Below are 25,173 nucleotides of genomic sequence, written 5' to 3' on the forward strand. Positions count from 1 at the left end.
TTCTTCGGCATTTTGTTGTCACCAAATATATTTTTTGATTATAATACAAACAGATTATTTAATCTATTTTCGGCAAGGTCCTCCGCGCGTGCTTCGCACGCTTGTGCGGAAAGCCTCAAACAGATTAAATAACCTGATAAGCAGACATAAAATCGGAAATGTCTGCATGATCAAAGGAGAATTGCCGTGCTTATCAGCTTAATAGTTCCCTGCTATAACGAAGAAGCTTCCCTTCCGATCCTTTATGAAGCACTTTGCGATGTCAGAAAAACTGACGACGCAGACAGGAATTACGAATTCATTTTCGTAAACGACGGAAGCCGGGATAAAACAGCGGAGATCATCAAGTCTTTCGCCGCTGAAGACAAAGCCGTCAAGTACGTTTTCTTCTCCAGGAACTTCGGCAAGGAAGCCGCCATGTATGCGGGAATGCAGAAGGCAAAAGGCGATTACATCGCAATACTCGATGCTGATATGCAGGATCCCCCGTCGCTCATACCTCAGATGATCAAAGACCTCGATTCCGGCGAATACGACATCGTAGCCGCCAGAAGAGTCACCCGTAAAGGCGAACCTAAGATAAGGAGTTTCTTTGCACGCCGTTTCTACAGGCTCATCAACCGCATGTGTGATGTTGAGATCGCAGACGGTGCGAGAGATTTCAGACTCATGAGGCGCGCGGTCGTTGATTCGATCTTAAGCCTTACGGAGCGCCAGCGTTTCTCAAAGGGTATCTTCGCCTGGGTAGGATTCAGGACCAAATGGGTTGAGCATGAGAATGTCGAGCGCGTTGCCGGCGAGACCAAGTGGAGTTTTTGGAAGCTTTTCAAGTATGCGATCGACGGTATCGTGGCATTTACGACAGCACCTCTGCGTATTGCGACCTATACGGGTTTTTTCTTTGCTATTGCCGGATTCGTGTACATGCTCTATTACTTCATAAAAGCAATAATCAGCAGGATCTGGGACACCGTTGCAGGTTATCCTTCCCTTTTGTGCTTTATACTCTTCATCGGCGGACTCGTACTTATGTGTCTCGGCATTTTGGGCGAATATATCGGAAGGATCTATATCGAGAGCAAAGGCAGACCCATCTATATTCCTTCTGAAGAATCCGAAGACTGATATCTATCTTGCCAGATATTTGAAGAAGAACGTATCCTCATAACCCTCACACATATAATTGTGCGTGCAGTTCCAAAGATGTTCCTCGTCATTTATGTTTCCGAAAGAGATTACTCCGTCAGCGGGGATCACACCCTCCGTGACAGTGGTACCTCCGATAAAGAACGCCATGGTGAATGCCGGGTAGATCATCATTATCGTAACAAGCACCGTCAAAGCCATCCTGGCAATATCCTTCTTCTTTCTCTTTAACTTCTTGGCGACGATTATCTTATCCGCATCGTAGAGATCTTTAAGGAATCCTGCAAGAAGTATGCAGAGAACGAATCTCGGTGCCATGGAACACCTGAGGCAGAAATCGTTTTCGAAAGATACTTTGTATAAAGGAATGATACAGAGTTCGATAACTGAAGCGGTGAACAGAGCGTTCTTCTTTTCGCTCTTGTAGAGGATCAGGGTCACAGGCACTATCTCGACAGAGATAAAGGCTATATAGACGAGAATGCAGACAAACGGATTGGTAATGTACTGCCATATGAATCCCTTGTCGGATACGGATGAACTGTTGCTCATGTACAGCGCTCCAAAAACAAAGAGCATCACGATACAGGATACCGTATTCTGCAGAGTAAGAAGATCCCTGATGACCTGCCTGCTCCCGCCCGCGCGCATCTCCTTGCGGAAAGCAGCGGCAAATGCGACCGGGACGAGACCGATCACGCCCCAGGGCGAGTAGGCCAGCATGAGTGCGCCAGTAAGCCCTACTGATCTCGTGTTCTTCATTATGAGGATCATGGAAACAGCGAGGAAGATGGGAACGCACTGATGGAAGACACTCGTGAGTTCCGCGAAGTTGCAGACATATGCAAGTTCCGGAGCCCATCTCTCCATGCCGTTCCATGCTGTGTACGGAATATACTCGTGGATGATGTTAGGAATCGCGTCAAGGCCTCCGAAGCATGCATAACAGAACGGCACAGTAAAACTTGCACGTCCCGTAAACTTAGTCATGCCGATAAGAGTAAGAAATATCCCAATACCGTTCCAGATCATAAGGACGGCTCTCGCAGCCGTCAGACCGAATGCTTTCCCGGTAAGGGCCGCCGGCATCCAGTATGTGAAGTAATAGACAAATGCCGCACCTGAATAGGATGAGTTGCCGAAATATTCAGCTACAGCAGGATTCATCTGCGTAGAGTAGTCATATACCACGGGCCACCTGTAAGTGACGAGGTCATTAAGTATCGCCGCTCTGTAATGGTGATCGTTGAACGTGACGACAAACTCGCCAACCCCCGAGAACCACGATATGACCAAAGCGAAAACCAGATAACCTATGAGATACCCTAACGGTATCCTTATATCCGTTTTGCTGTTTTCGATGACCTTCAGATCCGTGCCCTTTGAAGAATCCCTCAAAGCAAAAACAAATGCCGCGGCCATGAGGACTGCTGCCGGGATCCCTATATAGAGCTTCAGATAGCATAAAAAGAAGAGCAGCACAGGCAGCATCAGAAAACCTGTACCTGCCGCGAAGAATGCCTTATAAGATATCCTTATATCCCTTTTCAAAAGATGCTACCCCGCAAAATATCTGTAGAAGAAACTGTCCTCGTAACCTTCCGCGAAGAACTGTTCCTGTATGACTTCCGCATATTCTGCCTTATTTATGTTGCCGAAGGAACCGATGTCCTCCTTGTCGCTCGGATCGCCCTGTATCACAGAGCCGAAGATGATGAAAAGATTCATCAGCGTCGGGAACATCATGAGGATGACCGTAAGCATTACGGCGGCTGACTTAAGCCAGCCTTTCTTAGTCGTGGGCGTATTCTTTTCATCCATGACTTCGGCTACAACGCCACTCAAAGTGATGCAGAAAAAGAACAGCGCCGGCATCGAACCTCTCATCGACAGATCGTTATTCTCGGTGATGTGATAGAACGGGATGATGAGGAGAGCCGCAAACGATGCCCAGAACACCGGATCATCCTTGCAGCGTTTGTACAGTATTATCACGAACGGCAGGACTTCCAGTGCGATAAAGATCACATAAGCGGGAATGAAAAGAACAGGCTTGTCAAAGAATGTCCAGGAGAAACCCCTGTATCCTGTTGCAGCCGAATTCGACAGATAATAACTTCCGAATACCGCCAGTATGAGAACGGCAGACGCAATATTCACCGGGCTTAAGATATTCATCAGCGTTTTTGATGTCTTATTTGCCCTGTGCTTCTTTCCGAAGAGCAGAGCTCCCGCGATCGGAAGTATCCCGAAGACCGCCCAGGGCGAATAACCGAACAGCACACCGGCTGTAAGCCCCATGGACCGGGTGTTATTCGACAGCATGAGAAGCGCTATTATGAGAAAACACGGGACCATCTGGTTATATACGCTCGCGAGTTCCCTGAAGTTGCTAACATAGGACAAGGACGTGAAATAACCTTCAACCCAGCGCCATCCGTCGTATTCCACAAACGAATAGACCAGATTCGGCAGTACGTCGAGTCCGGAGAAGAAAACAAACATGAAGGCAACCCAGGGAGTAAATCTCTTTATTGCCGCGCAAGAGGCTATAAGAGCAAGGAATATTCCCAATGAATTCCACAGGAGCAAAATGAAATTGCCGGCTTCAAAGCCGAACATCTTCCCTGCCAGTGCGGCAGGCATCCAGTAGATGAAATAGTATGAGAAAGCCCTTTCACCCGAAGCTATGCCGAAGATCTCCCTGACTTCCGGATTCGTCTGCGTTGAATAATTGTAAATGACAGGCCAGTCGTAATCTATGAGATCCCTTAAGATCGCGCGTCTGAACTGGTGATCCTGAAGAGTGTAGATGTATTCTCCGACGCCCGAAATAAATGAGACCGCAAGCGCCGTAACGGCAAAGCCGATGATGTAGGATACGGGGATCTTTATGTCCGTGTAATATCTTGTAAGCTTTGTTCCGTTTGCGTCATTAAGACAGTCGGAGACACAGAAGAGAACTATTCCCGCAAAGATCAGTGTGAGCGGGAGTCCCACCGAGAGCTTCAGATATCCCAGAAAAAACATAAACAGCGGGATGGTCAGAAAAAGGACTATAGAAGAATAAAGCCATGCAAAAGGCACCGTTATGCATTTTGTTTCTTTGGGTGACTGCTTTTGGGGTTTGGCCTTTACGGCCTTCCCCTTTTTGCTGTCCCCTATCTGCTTTACTTCATTCATTATCCTCTTCCCGGACCCCCGCTGTTCGATTAAGTCTTATTCTCAGAGCGCAATATCAGAGCTGAACAGTCATGAATTCGATCTGCTGAGGTTCCAAAGGTCTGTCACTATAGTCTGTTCTGACAGAAGCGATCTCGTCGACTACTTCGATACCTTCGATCACCTTGCCGAAAGCCGCATACTGTCCGTCAAGATGCGGTGAATCCTCATGCATGATGAAGAACTGGGAACCAGCCGAGTTGGGATCCATTGCACGTGCCATGGAAAGGACTCCTCTGGTGTGCTTAAGGTCGTTCCTGAATCCGTTTCTAGTGAACTCTCCCTTGATCGTATAGCCGGGGCCGCCCATTCCGGTACCCTCAGGGTCGCCACCCTGGATCATGAATCCCGGGATGACTCTGTGGAAGATGAGGCCGTTATAAAAGCCTTTGCTTGCCAGTTCCACGAAATTCTTTACCGTCTCCGGTGCGATATCGGGATAGAGCTCAGCCTTCATAACCCCGCCGTTCTTCATCTGAATTGTAATGATCGGATTTGCCATTGTTGTTTACTCCTTATCTTCTTCTGTGTGATCTCAGGATGTCGTCCTTGATCTTCCAGAGCTTGGGTGACAGGTCGACATAGTAGTTGTGGGGATTTTCGAATCTCTTTATGGAATCCCAGAGAGAATCGATCTCCTTGGTGCAGTTTGCCCTGATCTCTTCGATGGAAGGCTTGTCATATACGAGTTTGCCGTCCTTAAAGATCTGGACAAGGAGCTCCTTTGTCGTATAGTTCTCGAGAACCTTGGACTTCCATGTGTTGTCAGGATCGAAGATCTCATAAGGCTCACCGTTCGGGATCTCCTCGTCAGCAACCATGACAACGTCAGCAAGAGCCTTGCCTGTTGCATTGTCGTAGAATCTTACGATCTTCTTGCTGCAGGGATTTGTTACCTTGCCGATACTGTCGGAGATCTTCATCTTCGGGATGATGGTTCCATCAGCAGCCTCTACAGCGGAAATCTTGTAAACACCTCCGAAGACAGGCTCTGCCTTGGATGTGATGAGTCTCTCGCCTACGCCGAAGGAATCGATGCATGCTCCCTGGCTGATGAGGTCTCTGATGAGGTACTCGTCAAGCGCATTGGAGACCGTGATCTTACAATCCGTAAGGCCTGCCTCGTCGAGCATCTTACGGGCGCTCTGTGTCATGTAAGTAAGGTCGCCGGAGTCGATCCTGATACCCTTAAGTCTCTTGCCCATGGGCTCAAGAACTTCCTTGGCACACCTGATCGCATTCGGAATACCTGAACGGAGAACATCGTATGTGTCAACGAGCAGAAGAGCTCCGTCAGGATAAGCGAGCGAATATGCCTTGAAAGCTTCAAACTCGTTGTCGAAGAGCATTACCCAGGAGTGAGCCATGGTGCCGGAGAGCGGGATGTTAAACTGCTGTCCGCAGATCGTGCAGGATGTGCCTGCCGCGCCGGCGATATAGGCAGCTCTTGCTCCCAAAACGGAAGCATCGAATCCCTGTGCACGGCGTGCGCCGAATTCCATAACGGGTCTTCCTTCTGCTGCCCTTACGATCCTTGCGGTCTTGGTGGCGATCAGTGTCTGATGGTTGATCGTGCAGAGGAGAGCTGTCTCAAGGAGCTGGGCCTGGATGATCGGACCTCTTACCTTGACCAGCGGTTCCTTAGGGAATACCACAGTACCTTCCGGGATAGCCCAGACGTCACAGGTAAACTCAAAACCTCTCAGGTAATCGATAAACTGATCGTTGAAGTGATAGTTCGTCTTAAGGAAATCAAGATCATCTTCCGAGAACTTGAGGCTGGACAGATAATCGATTACCTGCTCCAATCCTGCCATGACTGCATATCCGCCGTTCTCGGGGATATTCCTGAAGAACATATCGAAATAAACGACCGTGTCCCTGTTTCCGCTGTTCAGATAACCGTTTGCCATGGTAAGCTCATAGAAATCCGTGAGCATACTCATGTTGGTCCTGTCATTCCACATACCGTAATCCATACGATGTACCTCCAAAAGAACTTAGTCTTAGATTATGACTTTGCAATCTCTTTTATTGTTGTTGTAAGTCCTGCGATGCCCTGAAGATCTGAAGGGATGATGATCTTTGTGGACGCGCCCTGACCTACCTTTTCCAGCGCCTCAAGTCCCTTGATCGCGATAAGTCCGTCGTCTGCTCCGACGTTCTTGATCATCTCGAGACCCTTGGCGGTAGCTTCCTGTACCGCGAGGATAGCCTGAGCCTGACCTTCAGCTTCCCTGATGGCTGCTTCCTTCTTAGCCTCGGCTCTGAGGATCGCTGCCTCCTTTTCACCTTCGGCAACTCTTATTGCAGATTCCTTCTCACCTTCGGCGATGAGGATCTTCTCTCTCTTCTCACGCTCAGCCTTCATCTGCTTCTCCATCGCTGCCTGGATCTCCTTAGGCGGGATGATGTTCTTGAGCTCAACACGGTTGACCTTGATTCCCCATGGGTCTGTAGCTTCATCAAGTATCTCTCTCATCCTTGTATTGATGATGTCCCTTGATGTGAGAGTCTGGTCAAGTTCCAGGTCACCGATGATGTTACGGAGCGTTGTTGCGGAGAGATTCTCGATTGCAACGATGGGACGCTCGATTCCGTATGTATAAAGCTTTGGATCCACGATCTGATAGAAAAGGACCGTGTCGATCTGCATCGTAACGTTATCCTTTGTGATAACTGCCTGAGGCGCAAAGTCAGCAACCTTTTCCTTCAGCGAGATCTTCTTTGCAACACGGTCGATGAAGGGAACCTTCATGTGGAAGCCCGTCTCCCATGTTGTCCTATATGTGCCGAGGCGCTCGATGATGAATGTCGTCGCCTGCGGAACGATCTTGATATTAGGTATGATGAGCAGGAGCAGAACGATTATTCCGATGGCTACTCCTACAACTGTTCCAGTTGAAACTGCTACGATAGGTAACATAATTTAATCCTCCGTTTTCAAGATGCTATCTCGACTACGAGCTTAACACCTTCGATCGATCTTACGACAACCTTAATGCCTTCGGCAATATCGGTGTCGGCCTTCGCACTCCAGATCTGTCCGTCGACCTTGACCTGTCCTTTGCCCTCGGTACCGTTTAAAGGCACGATAACCACGCCTTCCCTACCGATGAGCCTGTCTGCATTTGTCCGCTGGACATTCTTCTTTCGAAGCGTCTCCAGCTTCGGTCTGACCCAGATCATGCAGAGCGCAAAGCTTACAATGGACACGACTGCCATCACTATGATCTGCGCCGCGAGCGGTGCACCACAAAGGTCCATGATCATTGCAACGATAGCTCCTACTGCAAACCAGAGCGTTGCAAGACCGGTGGTCACTGCTTCGATGATCAGCATAATGATAGCAATGACGAGCCAAATAACCCACCAGCTAATCATTTTCTTTAATCCTCCCTATTTAAATTAATGCGGGTATTCCGGCCCGCATTTAGACAATTATATCACCTTAAGTATTTTTAATTAATAATCAGGAGGACGATTATCCCTTAAGTTAACCTTAAACCGTTATCAGAAAAAGACTTCCTCCAGCGTAAGGCCCTTCGCGGGAAGTGTCTTTCCCGCGCGGCTCCTGTCGCCGTCTGCTATTATCTTTTCCACCTCATCAGGATCGATCTTGCCCTGACCTGCGTAGAGGAGTGTGCCTGCAATGATCCTCACCATATTGTAGAGGAATGCTTCCCCTGAAACTTCGATCTCGATCTGACACGGATCCTCGCCGGATGCATCCACCCTGACTCCGAAAAGCCTCCTTACGGTGGTCTTCTGACTTCCGCCCGCTGCGCAGAAAGCCGCGAAATCATGCTCACCGGCAAAATACTCCGCCGCCTTCTTCATTTTCGCGACATCGGGAAGGACGGGACAGTAATATGCGTTTCTGTCCAACAAGGGACTTCTCGTCGGAGACGAATATATCCTGTAGATATATCTTTTACCTTTGATATCGAACCTTGCCGAAAAATCGTCCCTGACATAAAAGGACCGCTTGACTGCCACATCTTCGGGCAGGAGAGCATTCATCGCGAGCGGAAACTTATCCTCGGGAATGACAAACGGGACGTCCGCGTGACTTAAGTGGCACTTTGCGTGCACACCCGCGTCAGTCCTTGAACATCCCGTAAGTCTGATATCTTTTTTGTATAACTCAGCCAATGCCTTCTCAAGAACATCCTGTACGGCTCTTGCATTCTCCTGTGACTGGAAACCTGCAAAATCCGTGCCGTCGAATTCAGTGATAAAGGCTATCCTCGGCATAAGGCATTACTTGCCGTTTTTACCGTCATCAACGCAGGACTTGCCCATCATTGCGGCGCCTACGATTCCTGCGTCGTTGCCCATCTGGGCAAGTTCGATGCGTGTCTTCGGAACTCCCGGTCCGAAATAAGGACGGGACATGGTCTTCTCGCGCATCGGGATAAGGAGCGGATCGCCTTCGTTGCATACACCGCCGCCTACAACCAGTACCTCAGGCATGAATGCATTGATTGCATTGGCGAGACCGTCAGCAAGATAAGAAGTGTAGCTGTCTACCACTTCCGCTGCGACCTTATCGCCTTCACGCATTGCCACGAAAGCGATGCGTGCATTCCATTCGCCCTCTTCCTCTTTTACCTTGTTAAGGAGTGATTCAGGATGAGCTTCAGCTGCTTCCCTTGTCATTCTGGCCAGAGCCGTAGCAGAAGCATACTGCTCGAAGCAGCCTTTTCTGCCGCATCCGCACTGTACGCCTCCGGATACGAGTACCGTGTGACCGAACTCGGAACCGGCCTGATTGAATCCTGAGAAGATCCTTCCGTCGACTATGACGCCCGCACCGACTCCGGTTCCCAAAGTGATGGTAACGGAATCCTTAGCGCCTTTAGCCGCACCCGCAACCGCCTCGGCCATGGCCGCACAGTTAGCGTCGTTATCGATATATACCGGGAGGTCTACGACTTCCCTGATGAGTTTTCTCATCGGAGCTTTATTGAAGGGCAGATTGCTCGAGTATACCAGGAGTCCTGCATCGTTATCGGGAGTTCCCGGAGAACCGATGCCGATCGCCTCGATATCCTTCACCTCAAAGCCTGCATCACTGATGGCATCCAAAGCCAGCTGACCCATGTCATGTATGATCTCTTCCATAGATCTCTCGGCATTTGTCTTGATCGACAATTTGTTAAGGAGCTTTCCTTCTCCGTCAACAATACCGGCCTTGATGTTTGTGCCGCCCAAGTCGATTCCGCAATAATAACCCATTCGAAAACCCAACCTTTCTCTTGCAATTAGCAACTAGAATTCTATCACAGCAGCAGTTTTATCTCAAAGACAAATCAATGACAACAACCAGTACTGCAGACAGTGTAAATACTATACCCGTAAGCACATCCCTTAAGGTCATCTTAAGGGGATTCAGTTTGGTCCTCCCCTTTCCGCCCCTGTAGCATCTTGCATCCATGGCAATAGCCAGTTCATCGGCACGTCTGAAGCTCGAAACAAACAGAGGGATAAGGACTGTGATATATCCCCTGACCTTGTTGATAAAGCTGCCGGTGTCGTAGTTCGCTCCTCTGGACTGCTGGGCCTTCATTATCTTGTCGGTCTCCGCAGCCAGCGTCGGTATGAACCTTATGGCGATGGACATCATCATGCTCATCTCGTGGACGGGTATCTTAATTATCTGAAGCGGCGCAAAGAGTTTTTCCAATGCATCGCTCATCTTCAGGGGAGTGGTCGTCAGTGTCAGAAGAACACTCGTTGATACTATGAGAAAAATAAGTCTTACCGACATTATCGCGGCACGGCTTATCCCGTACCAGGTAACGGTTATCATCTTCCATGAGAAGATGGCATCACCCTGCCTTATCGTCAGGACATTGATGATGAAGATAAACAGAGCCAGCGGGATCATCGGCTTTACGGTCGACCACAGTATCCCCGGAGTCACCTTTGCCAGTATCAGCTGGACTATGACTATCGCGGCGAGTATGCCTATCGCCAGAGGCTCCTTTATCATGAAGATCGCAACGAGATAGACGGCATAGAGGATCGTCTTTATCCTAGGATCCGTATCATGAAGGAATGAATGTGCAGGATAGTATCTGCCTATGCTTATCTTATCGAGCATCGGAACCACCTGCTTTACTTGCTGCCGCGACTATTACCCGTGCTTCATTTTCGGGTTCGAAATATCTTCCTTCGAATGTTATGCCGGGACAGGCATTCGCAAGCCTTGCCCTGAGCAGATCCGAAAACCTTGTTATCCTCGGCATCTGAACACCCAATTCTTCCGATCTGTCCTTTTCGAACAGTTCTTCCGGTGTTCCGACAGCCTTGATCTTACCGTTTTTTATGAGACATATGCGATCGCAGTTTACTGCCGCCTCATCCATGTTGTGTGATACGAGGATGATCGTCGTGCCGCTCTCCGCTAGTCCTTTGATGATGGCGAACATCTCCTGTCTTCCGCGGGGATCGAGACCGCTCGCGGGCTCATCGAGCACCAGGATCTTCGGTCTCATGACAAGAACACCGGCCATTGCGGCGCGTCTTTTCTGGCCGCCGGATAATTCAAACGGGCTTGCGTTCAGTTCCCGCTCCTTAAGCCCGACCTTTTCGGCAGCCTCCATAACGAGCTTTTTCTGCTCATCTTTTGAGACATTCATTTTCTTCAGACCGTACAAGATGTCTTTATATACTGTTTCCTCGAAAAGCTGGTATTCGGGATACTGGAAGACAAGACCAACATTCTGTCTTATCTTCATGGTGTCTTTTTTGTTCCTGCAGGAAAGATCCCCGTCTTCCGTATGGATGATAACATCGCCCGTAACCGGCCTTATTATTGCGTTCATGTGCGATATCAGGGTCGTCTTTCCGCATCCGCTGTCGCCGACGATACCGAGCACCTCGCCTTTTCTGATATCCAGATCTATATTGTCGATGGCTTTGGTCTCGTTTCCGTCGTATGAATACGAGAGACCCTTTACTTCCATTATGATCTCGTGGTCATCCGCATGTTTTTTCCCTTCAGGGATGGCGTCAGGCATCTTTATCCCGGGCTTTCCGAGCATCGATGTGAGCCTTTCGAGGAGTGCCTCATCGGACCTCAGGTCTTCTTTTGTGAGTTTATTTCCCGTAAGCTTCGCGATCTCGAACGCGAAATTGAATTTGACCGGACGCTTAAGCCCATACTGCCAGAGGTCTTCTGACATGAAGATCTCTTCGGGGCTGCCCTCCATTGCGACCTTTCCCTTATTAATGATGACGAGCTTGTCGCATCTCAATGCTTCCGTCATGTCATGCGTGATGGTAATGAGCGTAAGACCCTTTTCGATCCTCATCTTCTCAACAAGAGCGAGGAAATCGTCCCTGCTCGCGGGATCCAGCATCGCCGTTGCCTCGTCGAGGATAAGGATATCGGGACGCATCGCGAGAGCTCCCGCTATTGCGAGTTTCTGCTTCTGTCCGCCTGACAGGGCCATGGTCTCCCTGTGTCTTAACTCATAGAGACCGACATCCTTCAATGCCTGATCGACACGTTCCCTGAGTTCCGGATTCGGTACCCCGAGATTTTCAGGACCAAATGCAACGTCTTCTTCGATCATTGTACCGACAATCTGGTTATCGGGATTCTGAAAAACACAGCAGCACTGTGACCTTATATCCCAGAAAAGGTCGTCATCTCCGGCATCTTTGCCGAAGATCACGACCCGTCCTGAATCGGGCACTTCCAATATGTCTATTATCTTAGCGAGCGTTGATTTGCCGGAACCGTTGCTTCCCAGGAACGCCGTGTATGAACCTTTCCCGATGGTGACGGAAATGCCGTCAAGAGCAGGCCTCGGCGCTCCCGATGAATTCTCATCAGAGACATCATATGAGAAACTCACATCTTTGATCTCTATTCTGTTAGGGTCATCAGGCAAGTTTTTTACCCCGCTCGTTGTTTTAGTAGCAACATTTTAAAGAGAACGGGGAAAGATGTAAACCTTTCCCCGTAACTGATTAACAATTCAATTTGTCGGCTTTGTTTGTGTATTTATTACACGAACTCCAGGATAGCCATCTCTGCACCGTCGCCGCGTCTTGCGCCCAGACGGATGATCCTTGTGTAACCACCGTTTCTTCCTGCATATCTGGGAGCGATATCATCAAAGATCTTGTTAACGGGATTGATGATATTTCCCTCTGCATCGTGGCTCTTGTTAACCCACTTGATCATTGCTTTTCTTGCTGCGAGACGTGAAGCATTGTCAACCTGAACTGTCTTTGTCTTGACTTCACGATCGACTACCTCATACTTAGCGCCGCTCTTAGCTGTCTTTGTCTTCAAGACTTTCTTGCCCTTACCGTCGATCTTTGCAGCGGAAACAGTGATCTCCTTTGTTGTGTAGTTGTCACTTTCCTTAACTGCGGAAGATACGAGCTTCTCAACGATAGCGCTGATCTCCTTAGCACGGGCAACGGTTGTCTCGACCTTACCGTTTATGATCAATGTTGTGACCTGATTCTTCAGAATAGCAGCACGCTGATCTGAAGCACGGCCGAATTTTCTGTTAGGCATTTATATATCCTCCAATAACCTTAATCTTCAGTTTCTCTCAAGTGCAGACCCATGTCTTCAAGCTTCTCGATGATCTCTTCGAGGGACTTCTTACCAAGGTTTCTTACCTTGATCATCTCGTCCATTGAACGGGCAACGAGATCGCCTACAGTGTTGATCTGTGCTCTCTTGAGACAGTTGTAAGTACGTACAGAGAAATCCATGTCCTCAATAACACCGGAAAGCTTTGAATCATGCTCACCGCTCTCTTCGATGTTCTTGAAGCTCGGAGCTGAATCAGTATCAGCAAGAGCCGTAAAGAACTTGAGGTGCTCGATCAGGCAGTTAGCTGCTGAAGAGAGAGCCTCATCAACGTCGATGGTGCCGTCTGTCCAGACCTCGAGCGTAAGGCTGTCGTAGTCTGTTCTTGCACCTACACGTGTGTTCTCGACCTTGTAGTTAGCCTTTTTAACAGGTGTGAAGATGGAATCGATCGGGATTACACCGATAACCTGCTTAGCGGGCTTGTTCTGCTCTGATGTATTGTATCCGCGGCCCTTTGAGAGTGTGAATTCCATGAATACGTCATCACTGCCGTTGAGGTGAGCGATAACATGCTCAGGATTCATGATCTCAACTTCGGGTCCATGTACGATATCGCCTGCTGTAAGCTCGCCGGTTCTGCCCTTGGCGACGCTGATGCTGACGATGTTGGACTCGTTGTGAAGCTTAGCGCGGATACCCTTGATATTAAGGATAATCTCCGTCATATCCTCGATGATACCCGGAACAGTGGAGAACTCATGCTTAATCTTCTCGATCTTGATAGATGTTACTGCCGCGCCGGAAAGCGATGACAAAAGCACTCTGCGGAGTGAGTTTCCGAGTGTCGTGCCGAATCCACGCTCGAGCGGGGCGATGGTATATTTGCCGTAGGACTTATCCTCGTTGGTCTCAACGCACTTAACGGTCGGCTGGCTGATTTCCATCATGTTTGTTCCTCCTAGATTATTCTAAATCTTGCGATCCGGATGGTATTACTTAGAATACAACTCGACGATTGCAACTTCGTTTACAGGTACTTCGATCTGATCTCTTGCAGGTATTGCAAGGATCTTGCCGCTGAGCTTCTCTTTGTCAGCTTCTACCCATGCAGGTGTTGCTCTGGAACCTGTAACTTCGATGATGTCCTTGAATCTCTGAGAACTCTTAACGCCCTCTTTGATCTCGATTGCATCGCCAACCTTAACTGCGAAAGAAGGGATGTTAACGATCTTGCCGTTAACCTTTACTCCTCTGTGGCTTACGATCTGTCTGGCTTCATCTCTTGTGCGGGCAAAACCCATTCTGAAAAGAACGTTGTCGAGTCTTGTCTCAAGAAGGATCATGAGGTTTTCACCGGTTGTACCGTACTTGAGCTTCTGAGCCTTCTCATAATAATTTCTGAAAGGCTTCTCGAGAACGCCGTAAATAAACTTTGCCTTCTGCTTTTCCTTAAGCTGCATACCATACTCGCTCATCTTACGAGGTCTGGATGCACCGTGCTTTTTGGATTCTTTCTTCTCTACTCCCAAGAAAGCAGGCTCAATACCGAGGGCTCTGCACTTCTTAAGGACAGGTGTCATATCTCTAGCCATTGCTATATTCCTCTTTTCTAAACTAAGTATTCTGCCGAGAGAAGATTAAACTCTTCTTCTCTTGGGAGGGCGGCATCCGTTGTGCGGAACCGGTGTTACGTCCTTGATCATTGTGACTCTGAGGCCTGCTGTCTCAAGGGCTCTTACTGCGGACTCACGTCCGGATCCGGGTCCCTTGACATAAACATCAACAGTCTTCATGCCATGATCACAAGCTGTCTTAGCAGCCTTCTCGGAAGCAACCTGAGCTGCATAGCTCGTGCCCTTACGTGAACCCTTGGCGTCCATACCTGCAGAAGCCCAGGAAATTGTGTTTCCCTGCTTATCGGTAATTGTAATGATTGTGTTATTGAATGTAGCGTGAATATGAGCCTGACCGTCTACGACGTTCTTACGCTCACTTCTTCTGGGTCTTAAGCTTTTTTTCTGTGCCATTTTGACTTACCTCACCTTACTTCTTCTTACCAGCAACTGTATGCTTCGGACCCTTACGTGTACGAGCATTAGTCTTTGTACGCTGGCCTCTTACAGGGAGTCCCAGTCTGTGGCGACGTCCGCGAAGGCAACCGATATCTGTAAGTCTCTTGATGTTGGACTGTACTTCTCTCTTGAGGTCACCCTCTACCTTATAATTGTTCTCGATCTGGTCACGGATCTTCGCAACCTCATCTTCTGTCAAATCCTTGACGCGTGTGTCCGGATTGATGCCTGTATCGGCAATGATCTTATCCGCACTTGTTCTTCCGATTCCGTAAATGTACGTAAGAGCGATTTCAATTCTCTTATCATTCGGTAAATCTACGCCGGCTATACGAGCCATTTAATGTACCTCCGTATTGGATAAAGTGTTTTAATCTCTATTTGACACGCGTAAGTCAAGGAACTCCGGGTTAGGGAGCAGCCGCCCTCTCGGTAACGGTGAATAAATATGATTACTTTTTTAATAGTACTTGTGCGGGAAGGAGCTATTATCCCGCGGTCTTCTTTTTTGGCGTACGGGGCTAATTCCGTACTGTTTGAAGACCCGTCAAATGTCTTAACCCTGTCTCTGCTTATGCTTAGGGTCGGAACAGATGACCATTACCTTGCCGTTTCTGCGGATGATCTTGCACTTCTCGCACATCGGCTTTACTGACGGTCGTACTTTCATGTTAGTACCTCCTGTTGCTGATATTTTTCCACAACAAATACAGGCGCCCTGTGAGCGCATGCTGAACTATTATAGCAGAATCGATACGGTTTTCAACTGGAAATTTTCATCTGCGCGGCACTTTTTAAACATGTGCCCGCCAAATAAAAGAACCGCCCGGAGGCGGCTCCATTATAGCATCAAGTTAATGCCTTATCCACTTAACCGAAGATTCCTCCGGATGCTGGAAGAGGTATCGTTACCATGAAGATAACGGCGATCACAAGACATACGAGACTGATCGCGAGAACGATCTTCTTGTTTGTCTGATTCTTGAATACACCGACGATGCCGAGCAGGAAGAGCGCTACGCTGTAGATTACCGTAACGAGCGAGAACTTATCGCCGTTTGCATTATCCTGCTGTCCCTGTTCCAAAACAGCCTGTGCTTCATCGAGCTTGGCATTTGATTCATCGAAATAACTCTGAACAAAAGCATCATCAGTAAAAGGTGATTCAAGAGCATTGCCGCTCTCGTCGTTGAGCCAGTCGAGGATATCTGCCGTATCATTTACGCCGTCATTAAAAGCAATCTGGTCATAACCGATCATCTCTGCCATATCATCCGTGAGATTGTCCATGCAGAACCACTGAAGTTTCCAGACATAAGCTTCGACCGCTTCGGTATCATTTACGGAATCCGCATACAGGATCTCGATATCATAATCCAGGATGGTATTCCAGACAGACATATCCTGCGTAAGTGTCTGGACTGCTGAATTGTAGAGTGCATTGCCGTCACTGGAAAGATTGTTGCTCGTAGCATAGTTAGTTGCCTGGTTGCCTCCGTGAATGGAACCTACGTAACTTGCCCATGCCGTGAGCAGTGCCGTTATACCGAGCAGGACAACCGTGATTATCTCAAGTGTGTTTTCATTAAGGAATGACTTCTTGCCCTCGGTCTTCTTTTCATCGTTTGTTTTGTTTTCTTCTGCCATTTCATTGTTCCTTTCTCAATACAAAAGCCCGAATACCTTCTGATAGATGCTCTTTGTATCTCCAAATATTTCAGCGGTGAGTATATCACAGATTTGGCAAAATCGGACATCAAAGGAAAAATTTATATAAGAATAAAAATACGTACTAATATACAGATTGTATTTTAGTACGCATATGGTTTTAAATATTGAAACGGATCAGAATGATCACTGCTTCGGCTTCTTCTCGCCTCTCCATGTGATCCTGCCGCGTGAAAGGTCATAAGGCGAGATCTCCATCGTTACTTTGTCGCCAGGAAGGATCTTGATATAATTCTGTCTGAGCTTTCCTGACAAATGAGCAAGAACAACGTGTCCGCTGTCGAGCTTTACCTTGAACATCGCATTGGGCAATGCCTCATCAACTACTCCCAATACTTCAATAACATCTTCCTTCGCCATCAATAACCCTCCTCATAGTCATAAGTTGTAAGATACGGACCCTCATCCGTAATTAAGATCGTATTCTCATAGTGGCTTGCAGGCTTGCCGTCCTGTGTGACTATCGTCCACTGGTCCCCCAAAAGCTCAATCTCACGTGTTCCTAATGTTATCATCGGTTCGATGCAGATTGCCATACCTTTTTTCAGTTTATATCCGTGACCCGGTCTTCCGTAGTTAGGAACATCAGGATCCTGGTGCATTGTCGTTCCGATACCGTGACCCGTAAGTTCCCTTACGACGCCATAACCGAAACCTTCACAGAATTCCTGTACTGCATGTCCGATATCGCCCGTTCTCATGCCGACTTTGGCAAACTCAAGACCCTTCCAGAAAGACTGTTCTGTACGCTCAACAAGAGCCTTCACCGGAGGAGCAACCTCGCCTACCAGGTATGTTCTGCATGCGTCAGACTGATACCCGTCGAGTATGGCTCCGACATCGACAGAGATGATGTCTCCGTCTTTAAGTATCCTGGATTTTCTGGGAATGCCGTGAACGACCTCCTCATTAACGGAAGCGCAGATCGTTCCGGGGAACGGGGGCTGACCGTAGTTAAGGAAGGACGGGATCGCGTCATAACTCCTGATAATGTCATAACAGAGCTTGTCGACATCATGTGTGGAGATGCCCGGTCTGATCTCGTCTCTGCATGCTTTGAAGACGTGCTGCAGGACTTTTCCTGCCGCTTTCATCTTCTCGAATTCTTCATCGGTAAGTATCTCTACCATCTATTACACCTTTTTCTAATTAGAGTCCCAGGTTTTTAAGTCCTGCTTCGATGGAACTGATGCAGGTCTTTGAATCGACATTATTATTGCCTTCAACGATAATGCCTCTCTCATTGTAGAAGTCGATAAGCGGCTGGGTATTTATCCTGTAAGTCTCAAGTCTCTTGGCAACCGTCTCAGGGTTATCGTCGGATCTCTGAACCACGTTTCCGCCGCAGACATCGCAAATGCCTTCAACCTTTGTGGGCATATACTTGACGTTGAAGCTTGCGCCGCACTTCTCACAGACACGTCTTGTCGTAACTCTGTCCATGATGATATCGTCATCGCACTTTACATATACAACAGCGTCGATCTTTGAACCCTTAGCGGCGAGCATCTTGTCGAGAGCCTCAGCCTGAGCAATGTTTCTCGGGAAACCGTCAAGGATGTATCCCTTCTCGCAGTCAGGGTTGTTAAGACGGTCTTCAACCATCCTGATAGTAACGTCATCAGGAACGAGAGCGCCTTTATCCATGTATGATTTAGCTTCTATTCCGAGAGGAGTATTCTCTTTGATGTTGTATCTGAAAAGATCGCCTGTGGAGATATGAGCGAGAGAATATGTCTCTCTTAAAACCGTTGCTGATGTTCCCTTGCCGGAACCGGGTGCGCCTAAGATGATCAGATTCATATGTTTTTCCTCCCTTACTTTTTGTTGTAATTCTTACGTTTCTTGTCTTTGCCGGCAAGCTTGAGTTTTTCTTCCTCAGCCTTGAGAGCGTTGTCGAGGAGAGTCTTCATTTCGATGAATCCGCCGCCAATGAGGATGAGACCAACGCCGCTGTAAGCGATGCCGTTTACCGACGGGATGAAGTTCAATATCATCGGAACGATGGATACCAGGATAAGGAAAGCACAGTCAGCGCTGTTAAGATTGCTGAATACTGACATCAGGTACTGAGCCGTGGGCTTTCCGGGCTTGACACCCTGGATGTAACCGCCGTTCTGCTTGATCTGTGAAGAGATCTCATAAGGATTGAACTGCATCATCGAGAAGATGAAAGCAAAAGCAACGACCAGTACCACATACAAAGGAATAAATGCGGCACTTGTCGGGAAATTCTTTGCGCCTGTGAACCAGATATTTTCTGATTCGGGAGCGATCATGGTGAGGATGGAGGGAACGAGAAGGATGATGGTCATTGAGTAAATGATCGGCATTATGCCTGCCTGTGTGACCTTGAGCGGGAGCACCATATTCTGCATTCCGAACTGCTTCATGCCTACCGTTCTCTTTGAGAAGATGATCCTGAGCTTCTTCTCGCCCATGTTGATGAGGAGGACGAGGAAGAGCATACCTATCATGAGGAAGATGCCGAGGATCATGAAACCGAGTGCGAGATATACATTTACGCTCTCAGCATCGAAATAGAGCATTACGACATCACGGGGGATATTGTGGATAATGCCTGCAACGATGATGATCGTAAGACCGTCGCCGATGCCCTTGTTGTTAAGGAGTTCCACACACCATCCGCAAAAAGCGCTTCCGATGGCTACGGCTAATCCGCAGAGGACTATCGCCAGCCAGAAATTGAGCTTTGAGGTTACGGCATTCTTCATTCCGATGCAGTAGAGTGCACCGAAGATAACTGACATTGCAACGGAAGCGATCCTTGTATATTTGGTAACTGTCTTGGTTCCTTCTTCACCCATCTGGGCCATGTTCCTGAGCTTCGGGATGGCCAGGGTAAGGATCTGCATTATGATGGATGCAACGAGAAAAGGATAAATGCCGAGGCTGGTTATCGCAGCATTCGAAAGAGCACCGCAGGAAAGAGTGTTAAGGATCGTTCCCAAGCTCCCCCATTCACGGATAGTGTTTATTGCTGTGTAATGGTTGAGACCGGGGATCGGAATGATCGTAAGCAGACTCAGAACGGATATGATAAGGAACGTGAAAAGGAGTTTCTTCTTTATCTCCGGTGAGTTCCAGCTGTCTTTCAAAGTGCCCATTAATTGACATTCTCCTTGATACTAATAAATAAAGCGTATGTATTATATCGCATATCTGCGCTTTTTTCACCGAGAATATCAACAAACAGGAAAGCGGTCAGATCAGCCTCCTATATACAATCTTCTGACTCGTTTACCGACATCACACGTGATCTCGTAATTGATGGTACCCAGCGCATCGGCCAGTTCATCCGCAGACCTCGTGCTGCCGAACACCGTAACTTTGTCACCGATCTGAGGTCTTGTTTCCAGATCCGTGGTGTCTACCATGCACATATCCATGCAGATATTGCCTATTATCGGACACTTCTTCCCTCCGATAATGAGCTCGAACCCGTTTGAGAGCCTTCTGGACAATCCGTCGGCATATCCTATACCGACAGTCGTGACCTCAGTGGGACGTCCGGCGGTAAAGTGCCTTCCGTAGCTAATGGTGCTTCCTGCAGGAACCGTCTTGACATGGATCACCTTTGCATACCAGTTCATGACAGGCTTAAGATCGACGTCGACAACAGGTTTGGGGCATCCGGGCGGCATGAGTCCGTACAGTATGATGCCCGCTCTCACCATATCAAGATGCATCCCGGGGAATCTCAGTATCCCGGCGCTGTTGCATATATGTCTCTTGGTGAAGTGAATGCCACTCTTTTCCAGGGCATCGATCTGGTCCATGAACAGACCGAACTGACGCTCCGTGTATTCATCGTCATCTGTGTCCGCAACTGCGAAATGTGAAAAAACGCCATAAGGCTCCAGGCCCGGCAGACGGCACGCTTTGACTATCTCATCAGTCTCGCTGCCGTCAGTCTTGAACCCTATCCTTCCCATGCCGGTATCGAGTTTGACGTGGATCTTCAGTGTCTTGCCCTTCCTGACGGCCTCATCCGAGAGTGTCCTGGCGATCTCGAAAGAATAGACCGCCTGCTCAACATCGTATCTGACCGCATCGGCAAATCTTGACGGATCGGTATATCCGAGTGTCATCATTGGAACGTCTATTCCGTGCTTTCTGAGCTCGACCGCCTCGTCTATGGTCGCAAGGCAGAGTCCTGCGGCTCCGCTGTCTATCAGGGTCTTCGCCGTCTCCAGCGCCCCGTGTCCGTATGCGTCAGCCTTTACGACGGCCATTATGTCCGTACCCGGAGTGGTCGCCTTCTTGATCTGCTCGAAATTGTGCTTCAGAGCATCAAGATCTATCTCGACGCATGATCTGTCGAATATGCTGTCCGTACCCGTAGAATAGTCTGTCATTATCGTAACCACCCGGCTTCCTCATACCCTTCAGGCAGATAAGTTATTAGGTCGGACGGAAGGACTGCCCTTATCCCGATATCATCAAAAGCAGCTTCTCCGGCCTTCGAATGTATAAACACGGCAGAACATGCCGCTTTATACGGTTCCATTCCCTGAGCGAGGAATCCCGCTGTCAGACCGGCCAGGACATCTCCCGAGCCGCCCTTAGCAAATCCGCTGTTCGGACTTGCGAGCCTGTATACCCTGCCATCAGGAATGGCAATAACTGTTATAGCACTCTTAAGGATCACGATACAGTTGTTTTCTTCGGCAAAATCAGCGGCAAGTTCTTCAGGCCTGCCGGCAACTTCCCGTGAAGAAATCCCGGTCAGTCTCGCAAACTCACCCGTGTGGGGTGTCAGCACTGCAGGTATCGCCCTTGCTCTAAGCAGTTCTTTCAGCCTGTCCTGCACATCCGGTCTGTCAGAAAATGCACCCGCATCGAGCACCAGGTTCTGCGCCTCCTCCAGAAACACAGATGTCAGCGCCTCCATATCCTTGAGATCCGAGGGCATGCCGGACCCGATCAGAACGGACCCGGACTTTTTGCAGAGATCCGATGCCTTTCTCAAAAGATCCGCGGTCTTGTCAGGTCTCGGCTCTAGGAGAGCGCACGGTTCGTTGTATCTTACCGCGTCCAGAGTCTTCTCCTCCGAGAATACCCTTACGAGTCCCGCACCCGACCTTAAAGCCGCACCCGTCGCCAGGACAGCTGCTCCGCTCATGTATCTCGAACCCGCGCATACCAGGACAGTACCGAAACTGTACTTATGTCCAAGCTCCGTCCTTGCAGGTTCAAATCCTGATATCAGTTCTCTGTCAATCGGGATAATGTCAGCCATTTTTCTCCAGGTCTCTGTTCGGGATCAGGTCCTCGTTGCGTATCGTCTTAATCGAGTTGATGTCAAACGGCGTCTCCTGATATACGTAGTAGTTGAGCCAGTTCGTATACATCAATGTCGCAGATGACCTCCACTTAAGGAGAGGCCCCTTCTCAGGATCGTCATCGATATAGTAGTTCTTCGGAAGATCGACGTCTCCAAGACCCGCCTTAAGATCTCTCTTGTACTCCCTGTCCAAGGTATCCCTGTCGTATTCGGAGTGGCCGGTTATGAAGAACTGCCTGCCGTGAAGATCGGAAATCGCATAGATACCGCACTCTTCAGATTCTGAGAGGATCCTCAGATCCTTCCTTTTCTCGATATCAGAGCGCCTTACTTCCGTATATCTGGAATGCGGAACATAGAAGATGTCGTCAAAACCCCTGAAGAGCTTTACCGGCCTGCTCCATGTCATCGAATGCTCGAAAACACCGAAGACCTTTTTGTCCAGAACGATCTTCGGGATGCCGTAATGGTAATAGAGTCCGGCAAATGCACCCCAGCAGAGATGAAGCGTCGAATAGACATGTGTCTTGCTCCATTCCATTATCTCGACCAGTTCGGGCCAGTAGTCAACTTCTTCAAACGGAAGCTTCTCAACGGGAGCTCCGGTGATGATCATGCCGTCAAAGAACTCATTCTCGATCTCGGGGAATGTTCTGTAATACTTGATGAGATGCTCGGCCGGCGTATGAGTCGACTGGTGCGTTCTCGTAAACAGGAGCTCGACATCGACCTGGATCGGCGAATTTGAAAGAGCCCTGAGGAGTTGTGTCTCTGTGACCGATTTATCGGGCATGAGATTGAGGATCACGATCCTGATCGGACGTATGTCCTGGGTCAGGGCCCTGTCTTCCTCCATAACGAATATTCTTTCCTGTTCAAGGATATGCCTTGCCGGAAGATTGTTAGCTATTCTGATAGGCATTACATGCCTCCTTTATTTCTGGAAACTAGTGCGCAATGAACTCGTTGAGTATCGATTCAGCCGGCACCTGCTCGGGGCTTATTACCGGGATCTTTCCCAGATGCCCCATCAGTTTGTTTGCTTTGATAAGTGCTGAAGAAAGATCCGCGAACGACTTGCCCGTCGGGGATTTTTCCATGAATACGCTGGGTTCGATGGAACCGTTCAGAGCCTTATCCAAAGCTTCTTTTATATCGTTCATTGCCATGGGCGCCACGATGAGCGACTCATAAGCAAGGAAAGAATTGACGTGGTAGTCAGCAGCGGTCAGGTATTCCTCATAATACTTCTCTTCCGATTTCTGGATCATGGGCCAGTAATCTATCGTTGCAAGAGCATGTGCGCTCCTGTGACGGTAATCCCTGATGATCCTTCGAAGGAGCCTTATCTCATTGCTGTCCATCAGTTTGGAGTCGTTATAGACATTGCCATAGGGCATGATGAATACTTTGGAGCACTTTTCGGCGGGGCATTCACCCGATATTCTCGGGGAAAGTCCGTGAAGGCCTTCAACCACGAGGATACCGTCATCGCCTAAGCAGATGGCATTTGCGGGATCGCCTTCTTTCTGAACCCTTACGTTGAAATCAAAGAAAGGCGGTATTACCGTCTCACCGTCAAGAAGAGCCTTGATGTCACGCTGTATCCTGTCGACATCCAGGGCATCGATCGTCTCAAAGTCCGGTCTTCCCTCTCTGTCGCACTTAAGCTCAGTGATGTTGTAATAATCATCCAGGGACAGGTGGACCGCTTTACGGCCTCTGCTGTTGATCCTGTTTGACAGTCTTAACGTGAATGTCGTCTTGCCTGATGATGTGGGGCCTGATACAAAAATGGCCCTTTTATTCGTATCGGAACAGATCTCGTCACATATAGCGTCGATCCTTCCGACAAAACCGCTCTCAGATTCTGCAATAAAACGCGGAAGTCTTACGGCGCCGAGGGATTCCTCGAGCTCTTCAACTGTTATGTCGATCCTGTCTCTAAGCTCTGCCATATTGTCTCCTTTAGACCAGCTTTATTTTCTTTGAGGAAAGAACCTCTTGATGATCAGTACATTTACCAACCAGTCCCAAGCTAACTGGACCAGCTTTACAGCCAGATAGATGAGGCTCGGGATAACGATGGCCGCCAATGCGAGCAGCAACACCGTCCCTACGACATGAACGCCGCCTGCCAGAACTCCGAGCACCGTTGAGAAAGAACCTGCACTTGCCTGAAATTTCTCGGTGTAATTCTCAAGTGTGCTGTTGAGATAGGCAATAAGGAAATCCTGAAGATCGTCAACCTGTACCGACAGTCTCGGAAGGAGCAGACTTACCGTATAGCTGATGATCAAATAAGATTTGAAGACTTTTACCAGTAATATCAAGATCTTGCCCCACCAGGGCATTCGGTAATATCTGAAACAGATAAAAGGATTGGCCAGGAACAAAAGCGTGAACACGGCGATATGGATGGGTCCGATGATGCCGAATCCCAAAAGTCCCTTGCCGAGAATGTAGATATAGAGGATTATCGCATCAACAAGAAGACCGTACAGAACGAATAAACCGAAATGCTTACGGTTCTCGTAATCAGTATCGCTCCACAGCCTTCCGAGCAAAAGTCCTTCCAGATAATCCAAGCTAAACTACTCCTTCAACGTAACATCCCGGTATCAAGTATCGGGCATATTATAGAATTTTATCACAGATGTGCAAATGCGACTACAAAGTAAAAAGCAGGCCTTAAGCCTGCCCGGTCTGTCTTACCTCAAAACGAAACTGCAACCCGTTGTCTGCTCTATGAGATTCTTGAGATTCTTCCACTTCTTCGGGAAATGCTGCTCGGCGCCGGCCTTCATCTTTGTCTTATCCTTGAATTCGACCTCGATCTTCCATTCGCCGGGGATCACTGTCTTGTCACCGTACTCATCAGTCAGGCCGAGATTATATCCATGCATCCACTCGAGCATGCCGGAAGCGGGAAGCTTTTCCATTATAATGGCCATCTTGTCGTCATTTATGGATCTCGTAAAATTGTTGTTCCACATGTAATTATCGCGCCAAGAGATCACTTTCCGCTCAAAGTCATACTTCACCGCATATCCCTCGTTTGCAAAGGTCCTTATCTCGACCTCCAAAACAGCAATAGATCCGTATGCCTTCGAAAAATCCATAACGCT

Annotated in this window: 28 protein-coding genes; 1 reads left to right on the plus strand and 27 read right to left on the minus strand. The window is 48.5% G+C overall.

Features of this window, described 5'->3' with window-relative positions; translation table 11 throughout:
* Positions 1–186: 186 nt before the first annotated feature.
* Positions 187–1,125: a glycosyltransferase family 2 protein gene (locus BO18_RS17300; protein WP_034448341.1), complete on the plus strand. Its 939-nt coding sequence runs from the start codon at positions 187–189 to the stop codon at positions 1,123–1,125.
* Between the two features lie 3 nt (positions 1,126–1,128).
* Here the strand turns inward: BO18_RS17300 and BO18_RS17305 are convergent, their stop codons facing one another.
* The 27 genes from BO18_RS17305 to BO18_RS17435 all read right to left on the minus strand — a co-directional run bounded on the left by BO18_RS17305 (position 1,129) and on the right by BO18_RS17435 (position 25,167).
* A complete protein-coding gene (locus BO18_RS17305) occupies positions 1,129–2,697 on the minus strand; it encodes a hypothetical protein (protein ID WP_034448344.1) in 1,569 nt (522 codons plus the stop codon).
* A 6-nt stretch (positions 2,698–2,703) separates the two neighbouring features.
* Entirely contained in the window at positions 2,704–4,329 is a 1,626-nt protein-coding gene (locus tag BO18_RS17310) for a hypothetical protein (RefSeq protein WP_034448346.1), read from the minus strand.
* A gap of 55 nt (positions 4,330–4,384) precedes the next feature.
* Entirely contained in the window at positions 4,385–4,870 is a 486-nt protein-coding gene (locus BO18_RS17315) for a peptidylprolyl isomerase (RefSeq protein ID WP_034448349.1), read from the minus strand.
* A 13-nt stretch (positions 4,871–4,883) separates the two neighbouring features.
* The gene (locus tag BO18_RS17320; protein ID WP_034448354.1) at positions 4,884–6,347 is read right to left on the minus strand and encodes a nicotinate phosphoribosyltransferase; all 1,464 of its coding nucleotides are present in this window, start codon (positions 6,345–6,347) and stop codon (positions 4,884–4,886) included.
* A gap of 32 nt (positions 6,348–6,379) precedes the next feature.
* Positions 6,380–7,294 (minus strand): SPFH domain-containing protein, encoded by a 915-nt coding sequence (locus BO18_RS17325; protein WP_051688885.1) that lies wholly within the window; start codon positions 7,292–7,294, stop codon positions 6,380–6,382.
* A gap of 17 nt (positions 7,295–7,311) precedes the next feature.
* The gene (locus tag BO18_RS17330) at positions 7,312–7,752 is read right to left on the minus strand and encodes an NfeD family protein (protein WP_034448357.1); all 441 of its coding nucleotides are present in this window, start codon (positions 7,750–7,752) and stop codon (positions 7,312–7,314) included.
* Positions 7,753–7,881: 129 nt separating this feature from the next.
* Positions 7,882–8,625, minus strand: a complete 744-nt coding sequence (gene truA, locus BO18_RS17335; protein ID WP_034448359.1) for a tRNA pseudouridine(38-40) synthase TruA — start codon at positions 8,623–8,625, stop codon at positions 7,882–7,884.
* 6 nt (positions 8,626–8,631) lie between these two features.
* A complete protein-coding gene (locus BO18_RS17340) occupies positions 8,632–9,609 on the minus strand; it encodes an ROK family protein (RefSeq protein ID WP_034448362.1) in 978 nt (325 codons plus the stop codon).
* Positions 9,610–9,667: 58 nt separating this feature from the next.
* Complete coding sequence (locus BO18_RS17345) at positions 9,668–10,477, minus strand: energy-coupling factor transporter transmembrane component T family protein (protein ID WP_034448363.1); 810 nt, start codon at positions 10,475–10,477, stop codon at positions 9,668–9,670.
* Positions 10,467–12,275 carry an ABC transporter ATP-binding protein gene (locus tag BO18_RS17350; protein WP_051688886.1) on the minus strand — a complete coding sequence of 603 codons (1,809 nt, stop codon included), beginning with the start codon at positions 12,273–12,275 and terminating at the stop codon, positions 10,467–10,469. The genes BO18_RS17345 and BO18_RS17350 overlap by 11 nt, the downstream gene beginning before the upstream one ends.
* A 116-nt stretch (positions 12,276–12,391) precedes the next feature.
* Complete coding sequence (gene rplQ / locus BO18_RS17355; RefSeq protein ID WP_034448366.1) at positions 12,392–12,913, minus strand: 50S ribosomal protein L17; 522 nt, start codon at positions 12,911–12,913, stop codon at positions 12,392–12,394.
* Between the two features lie 20 nt (positions 12,914–12,933).
* On the minus strand, positions 12,934–13,884 hold the full coding sequence (locus BO18_RS17360) for a DNA-directed RNA polymerase subunit alpha (protein WP_034448368.1): 951 nt from the start codon (positions 13,882–13,884) through the stop codon (positions 12,934–12,936).
* Positions 13,885–13,929: 45 nt separating this feature from the next.
* A complete protein-coding gene (gene rpsD, locus BO18_RS17365; protein WP_034448370.1) occupies positions 13,930–14,529 on the minus strand; it encodes a 30S ribosomal protein S4 in 600 nt (199 codons plus the stop codon).
* A 45-nt stretch (positions 14,530–14,574) separates the two neighbouring features.
* Positions 14,575–14,964, minus strand: a complete 390-nt coding sequence (gene rpsK / locus BO18_RS17370; protein WP_034448372.1) for a 30S ribosomal protein S11 — start codon at positions 14,962–14,964, stop codon at positions 14,575–14,577.
* Positions 14,965–14,980: 16 nt separating this feature from the next.
* On the minus strand, positions 14,981–15,349 hold the full coding sequence (gene rpsM, locus BO18_RS17375; protein WP_034448374.1) for a 30S ribosomal protein S13: 369 nt from the start codon (positions 15,347–15,349) through the stop codon (positions 14,981–14,983).
* A gap of 216 nt (positions 15,350–15,565) precedes the next feature.
* A complete protein-coding gene (gene rpmJ, locus BO18_RS17380) occupies positions 15,566–15,679 on the minus strand; it encodes a 50S ribosomal protein L36 (RefSeq protein WP_028507119.1) in 114 nt (37 codons plus the stop codon).
* A gap of 200 nt (positions 15,680–15,879) precedes the next feature.
* Positions 15,880–16,656 (minus strand): hypothetical protein, encoded by a 777-nt coding sequence (locus BO18_RS17385; RefSeq protein ID WP_051688887.1) that lies wholly within the window; start codon positions 16,654–16,656, stop codon positions 15,880–15,882.
* Positions 16,657–16,863: 207 nt separating this feature from the next.
* Positions 16,864–17,097 (minus strand): translation initiation factor IF-1, encoded by a 234-nt coding sequence (infA, locus tag BO18_RS17390; protein WP_034448376.1) that lies wholly within the window; start codon positions 17,095–17,097, stop codon positions 16,864–16,866.
* Positions 17,097–17,867, minus strand: a complete 771-nt coding sequence (gene map, locus BO18_RS17395) for a type I methionyl aminopeptidase (RefSeq protein WP_034448377.1) — start codon at positions 17,865–17,867, stop codon at positions 17,097–17,099. Before map ends, infA begins: the two co-directional genes overlap by 1 nt.
* A 19-nt stretch (positions 17,868–17,886) precedes the next feature.
* The gene (locus BO18_RS17400) at positions 17,887–18,540 is read right to left on the minus strand and encodes an adenylate kinase (RefSeq protein ID WP_034448379.1); all 654 of its coding nucleotides are present in this window, start codon (positions 18,538–18,540) and stop codon (positions 17,887–17,889) included.
* A gap of 14 nt (positions 18,541–18,554) precedes the next feature.
* On the minus strand, positions 18,555–19,865 hold the full coding sequence (locus tag BO18_RS17405) for a preprotein translocase subunit SecY (RefSeq protein WP_034448382.1): 1,311 nt from the start codon (positions 19,863–19,865) through the stop codon (positions 18,555–18,557).
* A gap of 102 nt (positions 19,866–19,967) precedes the next feature.
* Positions 19,968–21,116, minus strand: coding sequence for an alanine racemase (alr, locus tag BO18_RS17410; protein ID WP_034448385.1), 1,149 nt, complete (start codon positions 21,114–21,116; stop codon positions 19,968–19,970).
* Positions 21,116–22,000: an NAD(P)H-hydrate dehydratase gene (locus BO18_RS17415; protein ID WP_034448386.1), complete on the minus strand. Its 885-nt coding sequence runs from the start codon at positions 21,998–22,000 to the stop codon at positions 21,116–21,118. The genes alr and BO18_RS17415 overlap by 1 nt, the downstream gene beginning before the upstream one ends.
* Complete coding sequence (metA, locus tag BO18_RS17420) at positions 21,993–22,967, minus strand: homoserine O-acetyltransferase MetA (protein ID WP_051688888.1); 975 nt, start codon at positions 22,965–22,967, stop codon at positions 21,993–21,995. Before metA ends, BO18_RS17415 begins: the two co-directional genes overlap by 8 nt.
* Positions 22,968–22,992: 25 nt before the next feature.
* Entirely contained in the window at positions 22,993–24,003 is a 1,011-nt protein-coding gene (locus tag BO18_RS17425) for a uridine kinase family protein (protein ID WP_034448388.1), read from the minus strand.
* Between the two features lie 21 nt (positions 24,004–24,024).
* Complete coding sequence (locus BO18_RS17430; RefSeq protein WP_034448390.1) at positions 24,025–24,633, minus strand: hypothetical protein; 609 nt, start codon at positions 24,631–24,633, stop codon at positions 24,025–24,027.
* Positions 24,634–24,756: 123 nt separating this feature from the next.
* Positions 24,757–25,167 carry a hypothetical protein gene (locus BO18_RS17435; protein WP_034448393.1) on the minus strand — a complete coding sequence of 137 codons (411 nt, stop codon included), beginning with the start codon at positions 25,165–25,167 and terminating at the stop codon, positions 24,757–24,759.
* Between the last annotated feature and the right edge of the window lie 6 nt (positions 25,168–25,173).

Source organism: Butyrivibrio sp. AE2032 (genome assembly GCF_000702965.1).

What these genes read in the sequence shown, in the direction of transcription:
- BO18_RS17405 (WP_034448382.1), bottom strand. Translation starts at nt 19,865, where the DNA reads ATGGGCACTTTGAAAGACAGCTGGAACTCACCGGAGATAAAGAAGAAA.
- infA (WP_034448376.1), bottom strand. Translation starts at nt 17,097, where the DNA reads ATGGCGAAGGAAGATGTTATTGAAGTATTGGGAGTAGTTGATGAGGCA.
- metA (WP_051688888.1), bottom strand. Translation starts at nt 22,967, where the DNA reads ATGCCTATCAGAATAGCTAACAATCTTCCGGCAAGGCATATCCTTGAA.
- BO18_RS17320 (WP_034448354.1), bottom strand. Translation starts at nt 6,347, where the DNA reads ATGGATTACGGTATGTGGAATGACAGGACCAACATGAGTATGCTCACG.
- BO18_RS17425 (WP_034448388.1), bottom strand. Translation starts at nt 24,003, where the DNA reads ATGGCAGAGCTTAGAGACAGGATCGACATAACAGTTGAAGAGCTCGAG.
- rpsM (WP_034448374.1), bottom strand. Translation starts at nt 15,349, where the DNA reads ATGGCTCGTATAGCCGGCGTAGATTTACCGAATGATAAGAGAATTGAA.
- rpsK (WP_034448372.1), bottom strand. Translation starts at nt 14,964, where the DNA reads ATGGCACAGAAAAAAAGCTTAAGACCCAGAAGAAGTGAGCGTAAGAAC.
- alr (WP_034448385.1), bottom strand. Translation starts at nt 21,116, where the DNA reads ATGACAGACTATTCTACGGGTACGGACAGCATATTCGACAGATCATGC.
- BO18_RS17345 (WP_034448363.1), bottom strand. Translation starts at nt 10,477, where the DNA reads ATGCTCGATAAGATAAGCATAGGCAGATACTATCCTGCACATTCATTC.
- truA (WP_034448359.1), bottom strand. Translation starts at nt 8,625, where the DNA reads ATGCCGAGGATAGCCTTTATCACTGAATTCGACGGCACGGATTTTGCA.
- BO18_RS17400 (WP_034448379.1), bottom strand. Translation starts at nt 18,540, where the DNA reads ATGAATCTGATCATCTTAGGCGCACCCGGTTCCGGCAAGGGAACATCA.
- BO18_RS17435 (WP_034448393.1), bottom strand. Translation starts at nt 25,167, where the DNA reads ATGGATTTTTCGAAGGCATACGGATCTATTGCTGTTTTGGAGGTCGAG.
- map (WP_034448377.1), bottom strand. Translation starts at nt 17,867, where the DNA reads ATGGTAGAGATACTTACCGATGAAGAATTCGAGAAGATGAAAGCGGCA.
- rpmJ (WP_028507119.1), bottom strand. Translation starts at nt 15,679, where the DNA reads ATGAAAGTACGACCGTCAGTAAAGCCGATGTGCGAGAAGTGCAAGATC.
- BO18_RS17340 (WP_034448362.1), bottom strand. Translation starts at nt 9,609, where the DNA reads ATGGGTTATTATTGCGGAATCGACTTGGGCGGCACAAACATCAAGGCC.
- BO18_RS17330 (WP_034448357.1), bottom strand. Translation starts at nt 7,752, where the DNA reads ATGATTAGCTGGTGGGTTATTTGGCTCGTCATTGCTATCATTATGCTG.
- BO18_RS17315 (WP_034448349.1), bottom strand. Translation starts at nt 4,870, where the DNA reads ATGGCAAATCCGATCATTACAATTCAGATGAAGAACGGCGGGGTTATG.
- BO18_RS17360 (WP_034448368.1), bottom strand. Translation starts at nt 13,884, where the DNA reads ATGATGGAAATCAGCCAGCCGACCGTTAAGTGCGTTGAGACCAACGAG.
- BO18_RS17325 (WP_051688885.1), bottom strand. Translation starts at nt 7,294, where the DNA reads ATGTTACCTATCGTAGCAGTTTCAACTGGAACAGTTGTAGGAGTAGCC.
- rplQ (WP_034448366.1), bottom strand. Translation starts at nt 12,913, where the DNA reads ATGCCTAACAGAAAATTCGGCCGTGCTTCAGATCAGCGTGCTGCTATT.
- BO18_RS17310 (WP_034448346.1), bottom strand. Translation starts at nt 4,329, where the DNA reads ATGAATGAAGTAAAGCAGATAGGGGACAGCAAAAAGGGGAAGGCCGTA.
- rpsD (WP_034448370.1), bottom strand. Translation starts at nt 14,529, where the DNA reads ATGGCTAGAGATATGACACCTGTCCTTAAGAAGTGCAGAGCCCTCGGT.
- BO18_RS17385 (WP_051688887.1), bottom strand. Translation starts at nt 16,656, where the DNA reads ATGGCAGAAGAAAACAAAACAAACGATGAAAAGAAGACCGAGGGCAAG.
- BO18_RS17415 (WP_034448386.1), bottom strand. Translation starts at nt 22,000, where the DNA reads ATGGCTGACATTATCCCGATTGACAGAGAACTGATATCAGGATTTGAA.